The sequence below is a fragment of the Halobacteriovorax sp. DA5 genome (assembly GCF_002903145.1).
Lineage (GTDB): Bacteria > Bdellovibrionota > Bacteriovoracia > Bacteriovoracales > Bacteriovoracaceae > Halobacteriovorax_A.
Genome location: NZ_PPDJ01000004.1, coordinates 20,484 through 33,076, shown reverse-complemented (window position 1 = coordinate 33,076; position 12,593 = coordinate 20,484). Strand labels below are relative to the sequence as shown.

16 protein-coding genes are annotated in these 12,593 nt (G+C 35.3%); 5 read left to right on the top strand and 11 right to left on the bottom strand.

All coding sequences use genetic code 11. From position 1 onward, the window contains the following. The first annotated feature begins 104 nt into the window (after positions 1 to 104). Positions 105 to 626 carry a hypothetical protein gene (locus C0Z22_RS08965; RefSeq protein ID WP_103218028.1) on the top strand — a complete coding sequence of 174 codons (522 nt, stop codon included), beginning with the start codon at positions 105 to 107 and terminating at the stop codon, positions 624 to 626. 12 nt (positions 627 to 638) lie between these two features. Here the strand turns inward: C0Z22_RS08965 and C0Z22_RS08960 are convergent, their stop codons facing one another. The 4 genes from C0Z22_RS08960 to C0Z22_RS08945 form a co-directional block, all read right to left on the bottom strand. Next, on the bottom strand, positions 639 to 1,358 hold the full coding sequence (locus tag C0Z22_RS08960; RefSeq protein ID WP_103218027.1) for a 1-acylglycerol-3-phosphate O-acyltransferase: 720 nt from the start codon (positions 1,356 to 1,358) through the stop codon (positions 639 to 641). 77 nt (positions 1,359 to 1,435) lie between these two features. Beyond that, positions 1,436 to 1,882, bottom strand: a complete 447-nt coding sequence (locus tag C0Z22_RS08955) for a DMT family transporter (protein ID WP_103218026.1) — start codon at positions 1,880 to 1,882, stop codon at positions 1,436 to 1,438. Between the two features lie 12 nt (positions 1,883 to 1,894). Beyond that, a complete protein-coding gene (locus C0Z22_RS08950; RefSeq protein WP_103218025.1) occupies positions 1,895 to 3,112 on the bottom strand; it encodes a class I SAM-dependent rRNA methyltransferase in 1,218 nt (405 codons plus the stop codon). A gap of 2 nt (positions 3,113 to 3,114) precedes the next feature. Beyond that, a complete protein-coding gene (locus tag C0Z22_RS08945) occupies positions 3,115 to 3,405 on the bottom strand; it encodes a hypothetical protein (protein ID WP_103218024.1) in 291 nt (96 codons plus the stop codon). Between the two features lie 52 nt (positions 3,406 to 3,457). Here C0Z22_RS08945 and C0Z22_RS08940 point away from each other — a divergent pair, with 52 nt between their 5' ends. From C0Z22_RS08940 to C0Z22_RS08930, 3 genes are all read left to right on the top strand, one after another. Beyond that, a complete protein-coding gene (locus tag C0Z22_RS08940; RefSeq protein WP_146037852.1) occupies positions 3,458 to 4,318 on the top strand; it encodes a hypothetical protein in 861 nt (286 codons plus the stop codon). An 82-nt stretch (positions 4,319 to 4,400) separates the two neighbouring features. Next, a complete protein-coding gene (gene ettA, locus C0Z22_RS08935) occupies positions 4,401 to 6,086 on the top strand; it encodes an energy-dependent translational throttle protein EttA (RefSeq protein WP_103218022.1) in 1,686 nt (561 codons plus the stop codon). A 16-nt stretch (positions 6,087 to 6,102) separates the two neighbouring features. Further along, a complete protein-coding gene (locus C0Z22_RS08930) occupies positions 6,103 to 7,143 on the top strand; it encodes an aspartate kinase (RefSeq protein WP_158246869.1) in 1,041 nt (346 codons plus the stop codon). Here the strand turns inward: C0Z22_RS08930 and C0Z22_RS08925 are convergent. From C0Z22_RS08925 to C0Z22_RS16105, 7 genes are all read right to left on the bottom strand, one after another. Next, positions 7,073 to 8,239, bottom strand: coding sequence for an ATPase, T2SS/T4P/T4SS family (locus C0Z22_RS08925; protein ID WP_103218020.1), 1,167 nt, complete (start codon positions 8,237 to 8,239; stop codon positions 7,073 to 7,075). The genes C0Z22_RS08930 and C0Z22_RS08925 overlap by 71 nt on opposite strands. Before the next feature lie 8 nt (positions 8,240 to 8,247). Continuing rightward, complete coding sequence (locus tag C0Z22_RS08920) at positions 8,248 to 9,510, bottom strand: hypothetical protein (protein ID WP_158246868.1); 1,263 nt, start codon at positions 9,508 to 9,510, stop codon at positions 8,248 to 8,250. A 247-nt stretch (positions 9,511 to 9,757) separates the two neighbouring features. Then, complete coding sequence (locus C0Z22_RS08915) at positions 9,758 to 10,048, bottom strand: hypothetical protein (protein WP_103218018.1); 291 nt, start codon at positions 10,046 to 10,048, stop codon at positions 9,758 to 9,760. Next, complete coding sequence (locus tag C0Z22_RS08910) at positions 10,032 to 10,532, bottom strand: hypothetical protein (protein WP_103218017.1); 501 nt, start codon at positions 10,530 to 10,532, stop codon at positions 10,032 to 10,034. Before C0Z22_RS08910 ends, C0Z22_RS08915 begins: the two co-directional genes overlap by 17 nt. A 36-nt stretch (positions 10,533 to 10,568) precedes the next feature. Further along, a complete protein-coding gene (locus C0Z22_RS08905; protein WP_103218016.1) occupies positions 10,569 to 11,204 on the bottom strand; it encodes a hypothetical protein in 636 nt (211 codons plus the stop codon). Then, a complete protein-coding gene (locus C0Z22_RS08900; protein WP_103218015.1) occupies positions 11,191 to 11,493 on the bottom strand; it encodes a hypothetical protein in 303 nt (100 codons plus the stop codon). Before C0Z22_RS08900 ends, C0Z22_RS08905 begins: the two co-directional genes overlap by 14 nt. Positions 11,494 to 11,502: 9 nt before the next feature. After that, positions 11,503 to 11,673: a Flp family type IVb pilin gene (locus C0Z22_RS16105; RefSeq protein WP_021268293.1), complete on the bottom strand. Its 171-nt coding sequence runs from the start codon at positions 11,671 to 11,673 to the stop codon at positions 11,503 to 11,505. A 178-nt stretch (positions 11,674 to 11,851) separates the two neighbouring features. Here C0Z22_RS16105 and C0Z22_RS08890 point away from each other — a divergent pair, with 178 nt between their 5' ends. Beyond that, the gene (locus tag C0Z22_RS08890; RefSeq protein WP_103218014.1) at positions 11,852 to 12,565 is read left to right on the top strand and encodes an SPOR domain-containing protein; all 714 of its coding nucleotides are present in this window, start codon (positions 11,852 to 11,854) and stop codon (positions 12,563 to 12,565) included. Positions 12,566 to 12,593: the final 28 nt, after the last annotated feature.

The following is a 12,593-nucleotide window of genomic DNA, read 5'->3' as shown; positions in this document are numbered from 1 at the left end:
TCACTTCAATAGACACTGTTTAAGATATTTACAATCTAACTACTTAATATTCCGTTAAATTCTTGGCACACAAAGTGCAATTATATATGTATCTGGAGGGAATAATGAAAATGATTCTTAAAGTTACAATTGCACTATTTATCACTTTAAATGCTTTTTCATACCAGCAAATTTTTGCAACTTCAGGTGATCTAAAGATTAGAAGTCAGTACTATGGTGATCAAGATATTAGATCGATTAGAGTCTATGGTGATACAGTAAGTGCTTATTCTAAAGATCCAAACGGAAATGATTATAATGATGTTCTTTTCAAAGTTACGAAGGAATATGCACCGTACAAGGAATTCTTTTTTGATATTCTAGAAAAAGGTGACTTTGTTATTCTTCCAAATGAAACAGGTAAAATCGAAGATCTAAAATTAATCTACAAGGGTAAAAAGTATAGCTTTATTGAAGCGGCACTTTTTCTTAATAAGAAGGATATGTGTGGGTTAGGAATGGAGTGTCCAACAAGTAATGCGGCCATAAATGATGGAAGAAGAACTACTGCTCCAGGAACACAAGGTCCACTTAGAAGAGCTGATGCTAGAAAAGTTGATTACATGACAAGAGTAAATATCTTCTAATAAAAGACTTTATTAGGAAACTTCTTTAGATAATTTATTGATATGGGCAAGCATCATTTCACGAGTCTTGTCCATGAGCTCTCCAATATCATCCATTGTTAAACCCTGTGTCGAAATAGGCTCAAGTGCTTCAATGATAACCTTTCCAGGTTTGAGTTTTCTAAGATCAAATGACTTATCATATTCAGAAAATACAACAGGGTAAATTGGAAGTTGGCCTTGGATAGCAACAACGAATGGGCCTTTTTTAAATGGCAGTAATCCTCGTCCTTTTGAGCGAGTTCCTTCTGGCATAATCCAGACATTACAATTGTCTTCTTTAATTGTTCGAGCAACTTCGGCCATGGCCTTCCAGGCCTTAGTTCTATTTGTTCGATTAATCAGAATATTTCCAGCAAGGTAGTACATTTGACCAAAAATAGGGATCCAGACAAGAGACTGCTTCCCAAGAGAGACTGTTCTTTTTGGCAGGGCCGGCCCTACAAAGAAAATATCGAGATTTGATTGGTGATTAGAAATGATAACAGAATTTCTAATATCCTTGTGACTCTTCTTAACTCTTGCTTCAATTTTTATATTTAAAAAAAGGTGAGTTAGCCACGAGTAGTACTTAGCAATCATGTATGTGTTGCCACGATTTGCAGGACGAAACATGCATATTGGAATCCAAATTAGTGTTCCAATAACTAAGAATAATCCAGCAATGAATAGACGAAAATACATTAAAAGCATTTTTACTTTATAGCATAGGATTTATAGGTGTCAGACTATAAAATTAAAGTGTTTTTAACGCTATTTAAGAGTAACTGTTAAAATAGTGTAATTAAAATTACTGAGCCAATTGCCATTAAGATTCCAAGACCTTTTGGCACAGTAAGAGAGATATTCTCTACGAATACATCCCATAGAACACTTGTCACCATCTGTGCAGCGATTAGTCCGACAGTTGTTTTTACGGCACCAACTTCATAAATACCAAGCGGAAGACCCACAACAAATAAGAAGCCGAAGAACCCAGGAATGACATACCACCACTTAAATTGGAAGTCCTTTAAGCGAACGAATTCAGGAAAGAACTCTGGGTTATATTTAACAAAGAAGAAGAAACCAATACAAACAACTAGAGTAACAAAGTTACCAAGAAGGGCCATCCATGTAAGACCGATATCATTTGTCATTAATCGGTTTATGGCACCTTGAAGGATTCCGATACAACCAATAAATAGGGGAACAATTATGGCCAGGTTATTTGTCATTTATTTTTTCCTTTATTTCTTTAAAAGAGTTAGTCCTTTAAGGTAGTCGCCTTCAATAAAGCCTTTAAGTGACGGACAGTCACCAGTAAGTTTTAGTGATCCAGTGATACTAATCTTGCGGGTACCAATGTACTCTTTAATTTTATTTTCAAATTTCTTGCGTGTAATTGAATGTGTATTTAAAAAGATATGCGCTTTTCCACCTTTATTTAGAATCATATCAAATAGAGGAATCATATCTTTATATGCATCAATAGCTTTCGAAACTTTCTTTCCATCACTTGATGCACTTGGTGGATCGCAAATAATTAAATCAAACTTACGACCTTCTGCCTTAAACTTTTCTAGAGCCTTGATTGTTGGCATACAAAGTGATTCATGATTTTCACTCATTTCATTAAGAACAAGGTTCTCTTGTAGCCAATCAAGATACTTTTGAGAAAGATCCACACTTGTTACATCTGTTGCCCCCTGTTTCAGTCCAAACAGAGAATAAGCTCCAGTGTAGCTATATAGATTTAAAACACTCTTTCCTTCAAAGTCTTCTTTCACGCGGTCCCTAATTGCCGCCATATCTGTGTAGATTCCAATATCATAGAATTGGTTAAGCTTAATTTGATACTTAACTCCATATTCTTCAACGATAAAGTTATCTTCTTTTAGTTGCTTATTTGTCGCGCAATAAAATTCTTTCTTACGCTTTAGATTTCTTTTTTGAACCCAAAGAGTATCTTTAGGAAAAAAGTCTTTAACTATTTTTAGAACGTCATTTTCAAAGTGGTTCCAGAAGTTTGCATAAAATTGAATCAGAATTCTATCTTTTAAGCGAATAATAAAAAGACCTGGCAGATAATCAGACTCGCCAAAAGCAAGGTAGTAGTTTTCACGAGTATCAATATTCCCACGTGCTTCAAAACTTGCTTGCATGCGCTCTCTAAGTTCAAAGTAGAACTCTTTTGGGCCAATGTGAGATGAACCTTCACCAATACGCCAGATTCGTGCTAGCACACTATCGTGAGTCGGATCATTTAGCATAACAACAAACTTCGCATCGTCGTTCTTAACTTCATCAAGCTTTGCCGTAATAAAAGGAGAGCCCTTAGGAAACTTAAGAGAGTACTTATCTTTAGTAATCCAAGGATGACCTTTGAAGAGATATTTGATACTGGCAGGGTGTAGTTCTACCCTAGGTGTACGAATGCGTGGACGACCTGCGGTTTTCTTGTTCATTGTTACTTTTCTTTTTCTAACTTAATACGATATTGAAGGTTGTTCTCTAGTAAGAGAAGAAGTTTATTTGTTATCTCAAAAGGGTTTGAGAGTTCGAGAACACCAAATTCTTGTAAACGAAACTTTGTTTCAAGGTCCATGTCACGATATGGATCAAAATTTTGGCAAAAGAGTTTTAACTCTTCTAATAGTTCATCATTGAGATAGAAATCAGGGTGATTAATATCCTCTGATTGCTTATCAAAAGCGTGGTTTTCATTTCGAATGTGAAATAACTCTTCTTTATTTTCCATGGAGTATTGTTATTTCAGATACATAGCGTTACGTCAAGATAGGAGGTCTATTTTGGCAATAATATCTTTTTTATCAATCACTCTCTTAGCATTACTTATTCCTGCTGAAACCTTAATTGAAAGGTTTAACTCATTGAAATTTCGAATTCGATCTGAATATCAAAGAGGCAAGGACTTGTTAATAGAAGTATCCCAGCTCAATTTGATGGGGGACTTAACGCAACTTTCAAATTACAAGTTTTACGACTCATTAATTTGTGAGATTGCTCAGATTGCAAAAGAATTTGGCGCTGCAACAAGTCGAACTCTTGCAAAAATGCGCCACGCTCTCTCCAATGATCTTCAAATTGAGAAGAAGGCCGCAGGCACAATTAATGAAACACTCTTTCAATTTCTTATGGCAATGGGACTTACATTTGCCCTAAATATCTTTGCAACAAATATCCTTGGCCTCGCAACCGACTATACCTTCCTCGTTTTGGCCCTAATCTATAATCTTGTAGGTGTTCTTAGTTTCATCATGCTTATTAAGAAACTAAAGCGAAAATTTCTGGCCCCTATTAGTAAGATTCTAAATTCATATCTCATATTTAAGCTTATGTACGATGTTGGAACTCCCATCAATCAACTCATTCATCGTTCATCAATCAACTCAATTGTAGATTTAGATCAGGCCCTGGCCAAGGATCTCTTTCGAAGGCTCGCTGCACTAATTGAAGTAAAGAAACACCAAGGTGTGGATATTTGTGAAGACCTTGAATCCATTGAGATTAATCTTTGGGATGATTACCGAAGTGAAAATGAAGTTTTTTTACAACGATTAAAAATCTTCAAATTTATATGGCTTGTAGTCTTCTTCTTTGTGCCTTATGTCGCAAACTTTTTTCGTCTAATAAGTCACCTAAATCTTTAAGTTTGCAGGCACTCTGTAATTGATATTCTATCGTTTTATAGGTACTTTATTTGAGTAATTTTAAAACAAATGGAGTCAATCGATGGCCTATCAAAATGATAAGCAAATTATTTATTCAATGAACCGTGTTGGAAAAGTTTATAAGCAAAAGCACGTTTTAAAAGACATCTCTCTTTCATATTTTTATGGAGCAAAGATTGGTGTTCTTGGTCTTAACGGTGCTGGTAAGTCGACACTTCTTAAGATTATGGCAGGTCTTGATCAAGACCATCTAGGTGAAACACACTTAGCTAAAAATTATTCGGTTGGTTACCTTGAGCAGGAACCAAAACTTGATCCTGAATTAACAGTTAGAGAAGTTGTTCAGCAAGGTTGCCAAGAGACAGTTGATCTTCTTGCTCAATTTGATGAAATCTCTGCAAAATTTGCAGAGCCAATGTCTGATGACGAAATGAATAATCTTCTTGATAAACAAGCTAAGCTTCAAGATAAACTTGATGCTGCAGATGCTTGGACTCTTGATAGTCAACTAGACCTTGCAATGGAAGCACTAAATTGTCCTCCATCTGAAGCAAAGTGTGGAAACCTATCTGGTGGGGAAAAGAGAAGGGTTGCACTATGCCGTCTTCTACTCCAAAAACCTGATATTCTTCTTCTAGATGAGCCGACAAACCACCTTGATGCTGAAACAGTATGGTGGCTTGAAAGACACCTACAACAATATAAAGGAACAGTAATTGCAGTAACACACGATCGTTACTTCCTAGACAATGTTGCTGGTTGGATTCTAGAGCTTGACCGTGGACAAGGGATTCCATTCGAAGGAAACTACACTGGTTGGCTAGAGACAAAAGCAAAGCGTCTAGCTCAAGAAGAAAAGACTGAGTCGAAAAGACAAAAAGCAATGAAAGAAGAGCTTGAGTGGATTCGCTCAAACCCTAAAGCACGTCAGGCGAAGTCAAAAGCTCGTATTAAGGATTACGAAGAAAGAGCAAAAATCTCTAGTGAAAAGAGAAATGAAACAAATGACCTTTTCATTCCTGCAGGTCCTCGTCTAGGAAATAAAGTTATCGAAGCTCATGGCGTTTCAAAAGCATTCGACGACAGACTTCTATATGAAAATCTTGAGTTCTCACTTCCTCCTGGTGGAATCGTTGGGATTATCGGTCCAAACGGTGCTGGTAAAACAACGCTATTCAAAATGATTACTGGTCAAGAGAAGCCAACTTCTGGAACTTTCGATGTAGGTGATACTGTTAAGCTTGCTTACGTTGACCAGGGACGTGATTTAGATCCTGAAAAAACAATCTACGATGTTGTTGCTGATGGAACTGAGTTTATCAATGTTGGTGGCCAAGAAGTTAACTCTCGTGCCTATATTGCAAAATTCAACTTCTCTGGAGAAGACCAGAAGAAGAAAGTTTCTGAGCTTTCAGGTGGTGAGAGAAATCGCGTACACCTTGCAAAAGTTTTAAAAGAAGGTGGAAATGTTCTTCTACTGGATGAGCCAACAAACGATCTTGATGTAAATACTCTACAAGCTCTTGAAAAAGCACTTGTTGATTATGCTGGTTGTGCTGTTATCATTTCCCACGACCGTTTCTTCTTAGACCGTTTAGCAACACATATCCTTGCATTCGAAGGCGAGGGGAAAGTTGTATGGTTTGAAGGAAACTTTAACGAGTACGAAGAAGATAAGAGAAGACGTCTAGGAGATGCAGCAATGAATCCTAAGCGCTACACTTATAAGAAACTTACTAGAGATTAGAAAAGAGACTATAAGCTTGAGAAGTGTATATAAATTTGGTGGCAGTTCAATAAAAAGCGCTGCTGCCATTAAGCAGATTGCAGATTTAATTTTAGCGTGTCCAAATGATGCTCTTGTTGTTTTATCTGCGACGTATAATTCAACTAATGAGCTGGAGTCAATTTACTTTAGTGAAGACTCTAATTTATTAGTTGAAGACTTTTTCACAAAGCATAGAGTGATCATTGAAGAGTTAAACCTTCAAGTTGATCTCTCCAATTTTAAAGAAGAGTTGCTAAGCTATCTTACACTTCCCAAGTCTAGTTCGACTCTCGATTCTATCTACAGTATTGGAGAGCGTATCTCTACATCAATCCTTGCTAGTTATATCCAACAACAAGGAAGAGAACTTTTTCACGCAGATGCCCGTGACTATATTCTCACGAATCGCAATTTTAATGAGGCCAAGGTTCTCTTTAAGAATACAAAGGCAAATTGCAAAGATTTAAATAAGCACTCGCTAATTATCACACAAGGCTTTATCGCACGAACAACCGATGGCCAAACTTCAACTCTAGGCCGAGAGGGCTCAGATTATTCCGCAGCTATCTTTGCTTGGGCATTAGATGATGTACAAGAGCTTGTGATTTGGAAGGACGTTAAAGGTGTTTACGGCCATGATCCAAAGGTTCTTTCAAATGCACCTTTAATTCACAACCTAAGCTACCGACAGACAAAACTATTGACTAATAAAGGTGCTAAAATTCTTTTTCATCGAACGATGAACCCTTTAATCGAAGCAAATCTACCCCTTATTGTTAAAAGTGTATTCTACCCGAATGAAGCTGGAAGCTGTATTAGTGATGCTAAGGAAGATCATTTCTGTGCTATTTCAACAGAAAGAGATGAAGCCTCACGCAATTTTATTACGGTATTTGGCCTTCCTCTTGAAAATGCAAAGTTGTTGGAAAGGTCATTTGAAGTCGATGAAAATAACGATGATTACTTTACGCTAGAAGTTGATGGCCAAGATCTTCGTGAGTGGATAGACCTCTTTGGTGATCAGTTATTTTCTTAGCCTTTGAATAAAGTGTTGAGTAAATCGGACGATCTGCTTCACTACCGTGAACTTCTATAATTTCTTTTACTTCTTTATTTTCAACAAAGATCACGTTATCAACACTTTGACAGATCAGTCGTAAGATTTGATCGAAATCAATTCCGTTTTTACTCTCTGAGAAGATTGAAAATAATGTAGTAAGTCTGAGTAGTGTATCCTTTGCACTGTTAGCATGAATTGTACTCATCATACCTTTGTGCCCAGTATTCATTGCTAATAAAAATGGGATTACCTCACTTGATCTAATCTCTCCAAGAAGAATTCTCTTTGGAGACATCCTTAAAGCATAACTACAATAGTCTTTTAGACTCTTTCCCTCACTAGGATGTGATAAGAGGTGAGTTGAATTGGAAATATCTCCGTCAATCTCTGCAACATCTTCAATAATAACGTGATGTTCATTTTCAAAGCATAGCGCCTTACAAACTCTTAAAAAGCTAGTCTTTCCACTTGCCGTAGAGCCCGCAATAACAATATTCTTATAATCACTAACCAACTTTTCCACAATCTCATGTGCTTCTTTGTCTTTTGAAAAATCGGATATTTTGAAATTCTCTTTTGCATGAACTCTCAAAAATGCTTTTGCTTGTGCTTTAGGGGAAAGACATGGATGTGTGATACTCACTCGCAAGTCAATCTCATTGCCGTCAACTAATCGAGTATTCTTAAATGATGCAAATGGATTATTGAAGTTCCAATCAATTCCTAGTTTTTGAGTTAGAAAAACTAAGCTTAAGACAAAGTCTTCATTACTTAGAAATTCAACCTTTAAATTAAGATGATCCTTCTTTTGTACTTCGATATCACTAGGAGAGTGAATGATAAACTCATTGGCATCATACATTTTTAGAAGATCATCAATGTAACTTTGATGATAGACCTTGTTAAACCAGTCTTTGATTTCGTTTAGATTATCTAAGTCACTTTCTTGAAGATTATTTCTTTCGAGTGTTTCTAGAATAATTTCTTTAAAGTTCAGATGAATTGTTTTCTTTGCTTTCTCACTAAGTAGCATTTTAAATTCATTGAAAAAATACTGATTGATTTGTGACATTTTATTTCCTATTTAAGTTTCGCAATTGCAATGATTCTTTTATATGTTTTAAACTTTGTTGAAGATGAAAAGAGCTTTCCTAGAATAGGTACTTGGCCAAGGATAGGAAGTCTTCTTCCTGCGTTATCATCAGTTGTTAAGTCAATTTCAAACATTTGAATTGGAATTCCCTTTTCAATGAGAAAACTTGATTCTTGTGCACTCCCATTGATATACGTATCCCCATTCATTTGTCCCATTGGCCTAGTAAGTTTCGTTGCGTATTTCACTTTATAGCGATTATTTATTTTCTCTAAAAGTATCTCAATCTTAAGCCCTGCAAATCTCCACTGTGTATTATTTCCGTTGTTATTAGTCGTTGTCGTAAAGGGGATATCAGACCCCATTTGCACTGTTGTTTTATTACTTGTACGAAGTAGAATTTTTTGTGTCGCAAGTGTTGAGACATTATAATCTGTATCTCTAAGTACAATACTTTGACTCTTTGCAAGTGCTGAAGCTCCTTCGTCAAGAAGGTCTGCAAGGCCTACGTCAACTTGATCTAGTCCGAAATTTATTTCTTTTCCGTCCATTCTTTCAATTTGGATGATTCTCATTTCTAGTTTATGGTTCAAAATATTCTCAAACCTTTGAGATAGAAAAAACTTAACCATAAGTTTATTTTGAAGTGGTTTAAGAAATTTTATATCTTTCAATATCTCTTCGTTGGTGAAACAGTGAATATCGATCTTGTTCTTTTGGCAGCGTATATCGTCATAGTAGTTTTGAAAAAAGTGGTGATGAATCTCTGCGATGATTTTCTTTGCTACTTGATCTTTTAGTTCACCTTTGAAGATAATACTCTTATTTTTACTTAACAGCGGTCGTAGGACTAGGTACTGATCAAGTGTTGTAATATCTTGGGTAATAATTAATTTATCTCCCTTGATTTCACCATTGATGTCGAAATGACGTAGATTATTTAGAGCTTCGAGCACCTTAAATTGACCAGACTTTGAAAGTACATAGAATTCGAAGGTCTTCTTGTTGCCAGAGTTTAACCATAGTGTGACAATTGAGTGACCTTGCATTTTACCTTTAATAATGAGTTTTGATTGGGCCTGTAGCGACTTGCTCGATAAAACTTCTTTATTAGATATACTGTAGTTTAAAACATTGTTTAATGAGATTTCAGTTACTTGGCCTATGCCTAGGGTAATTTGCTTCAGGCCTGTAGCGTAAATATTGAAATTTACGACTGATACTAGGCCAATGACTTTGACAAAAGGCAAGAAACTTAGTAAAAACCTATACTCGAAAACTGTTTTTAATTTAGATTTAAATATATTGAGGAGATTTATCATGGTATCAAGAACTCGTATTACAAGAAACAAGCGTAATGCTAAAAAAACAAAAATGGGTGCTAAAAGAAAAGCGCATAACAGAAACAAGGGAACTACTCCTAAGTTTAAAATTCATCTAGATTAATATTTAATTATTTTTCAGATATAGAAAGAGGGCCAAGATGTTGGCCCTTTTTTATTGTCCAAAGGTATTCTGAAGAACTCTTTTGTCTTGTCTAACAATAAATGGTTCAGCTTCCTCGCCTTTAAAACATACGTGAAGTAGGGCACTCTTATAGATGTCTTCACATGGATTCTTCTTTTTAATAAATCGGAAGTCTTCTTTTTTCACTCCATTTTTTGCCATTAACTCGTTTAAAACTTCAAACATGTGGTTCTTTTCAGAGTCATATGTATAAACAATTACTTCACGTGCTTGAATACTTGTAACTAGTAGGATTGTAATAAGGCTAAATTTCAATTTCATAAGCTCCTCCTTTGGATTTAGGTAGATCAGTAACTGGATAGGAATCTAGCTCTAAAGTCTTGTATGGAGCAATTCTATTCAAATCTGAAATAGAAATTTTTACGAGATAGATAGGTATCTCTTCATCGTTGAGTTTTTTTACGATCTTTGCCTTATTAGTGATGTGTGTTGCGCCTGCATATAGGGACACGTATTCTTCACTACCTACAAGATTAGTCATTTCATTGATTTTAAGTTTTAGAAGTCTTTCATCTTTAGCTACTGAAATATGCTTTTCTGGAACTTCCTGTACCGATGGCATTGAAAGAATGTATGTAAATATATTAGTTAGAACTAGCGCAACCCAGAATCTTAGATAAAGCGCCTTTTTCATCTTCTCTTCTTTTTCTTTGTTAAAAAGCAGAGGTGAGGAAGTTGGCTCATTATTTGATTGAGTTCCAGGTTTTGATGAAGTTTTGGATTTCTCGTTGTTTAGAATTTTCAATTTTTATCTCCAGGTTAATCATAAGAATTAATGTACTTACAAAAATTGAAGTCCATAATAGTCCTTCAATTGTTGAATACCCTTTGGTGCCATGTGCTTTGACGAAAGAGTGAAATCGTCTAAAAGTCTTCCCTCTTCTAGTTTGAATTTTAGGGTAATCACGAAAGAATGATTTTCTGATAGGTTGCTCCCAGTATAGTGAAAGGGCATAAAAGCCTTCCATTTCTTTTCAAAGACTGCAGATGTATCGAGTCTTCTCCTGATCTTCCAGAGCTTGCTTCCTAGCGGATCTGTTCTTAGAAGAGCTAAAATATTTGTTGCCTCACATTCATCTATCGTTAAGAGTTTGAAGCGTAGAAAGTATCGAAGAGCGCTTTGCATATACTGCAAGCCTTTTGCTCCATATTTCATGAATGGCTTAAGCCATGCAGCTAAAGGGAAGAACTGTGCATAAAAGATACTCTTAAGCCCTACGTTTATATAAGAAATTCTTTTATAAAATGACTTATATTCAACAATGACTTTTTTCGAGCAGATATATGACTTATTGTAATATTTTATAATTTGTAGCTCTTCATAAGAACGGGCCATATTAGAGAATATGATGGCAATAAAGGCCATAAAAAATAATATAGCGACTAAGGAAGTACTTCCTCTTTCATTTAAGTCCATTTGAAAATCCTAAGCTATGCTTCTCTCTTCGATACTTCAGGTATTTTCCATTTTTATTTTTTACAAACTTAATCCGTGTTTTTGAATCAAGCCACCACTCAAGAGAGAGGAGACTTTTACAAGAGAATGTTTTTACTGATTTTTTATCATCATGTGATTTTATTAATGAATGTACATACGCTTGAAAAACAATACTATTTTTGCAACGATACTTTTCACTAACTGCACTGCTCACAAGAAAGACAAAAACAATTAGAGTAACGCTAAGAGCGTAAGATAGTATTTTCATGATTGTTTATTAATTTACTTTGATACTCTTTGTGATTTTATCGGATGCGTCTTCAAGTCTTTTTTGAACTCTAGTTCCGAGTGTTTTAACAGCAGTAATACAAATAATTCCAACTAGGCTTGTGATGATCATATATTCCATTACGCCTTGGCCTTTATTATTCTTTAAAATCTTCTTCATAATTTTTCTCCCTGTTAAACCTAGTTCATAAGATTTTTGGGTTTATAAAATAGAAAAAGTGCAGAGTCTTTAAGTTGAGTTAGAATGTCGGGATATATTTCACATATGAAATAAAGGATTATTTTTCCTAGTATTTTCAGCAAGTTGCTAATAATTGTGGAGAGATTAAAATATCCTTATGAACGATAAAAGTAACTTCTACGTATTTGAGAAAAAAGAAATCTTATTGGTTGTCATCTTTGTCATCCTGGTTGCCATTACTTCATTCTTCTTTGGCCTAAAGATTGGATCTAATTATGCTTTTGAAAAAGCTGGCCTTAGCAATAAGGAAGAGAAGGCGATTGTTGAGCCATTAGATGAAAAACAGAAGATTGAGCTAACATCTCCAGAAGAGGAGAAGGTTAAAGAAATAGTTCAAGATAAAGAGACCAAGAAAGTTTCTAAAGAAGAATTAAATAAGAGAATTGAAGAATCTTTAAAGCAGAAGATGGTTAATGAGTTTTCAAGTGAAAATAAAGATTTCAATGATGTTGGTGTTCAAGATACGCAAGTACAAGAGGTTGTAGAAGAGAAGGTTGTAGAGCCTGTTCAGCAACCAGCAGTTGAAAGTGAGACTATTCAAGAGTCAGCTTCTAAGACAGATGAATATACTGGAAAATACACAATTGTAGTTGGTTCATTTGAGTCAATTGATGACGCAAAGGAATTTGCAGAAGGTTTTCGAGTTCTTGGTTTTAGCCCAATTGTTAATGAAAAAGAAGTACCTGGTAAGGGAAATCGTTTTCGCGTAAGCCTTGGGGCATTTGAGAGAAGTATTGAAGCGAAGCAATATGTTAAGAAGCATCCTTCTCTTTTTGCAGGGCGTGATTATTTCTTTACAAAATTCGACTAACTCATCATTTAGAACATTTACATTTTTT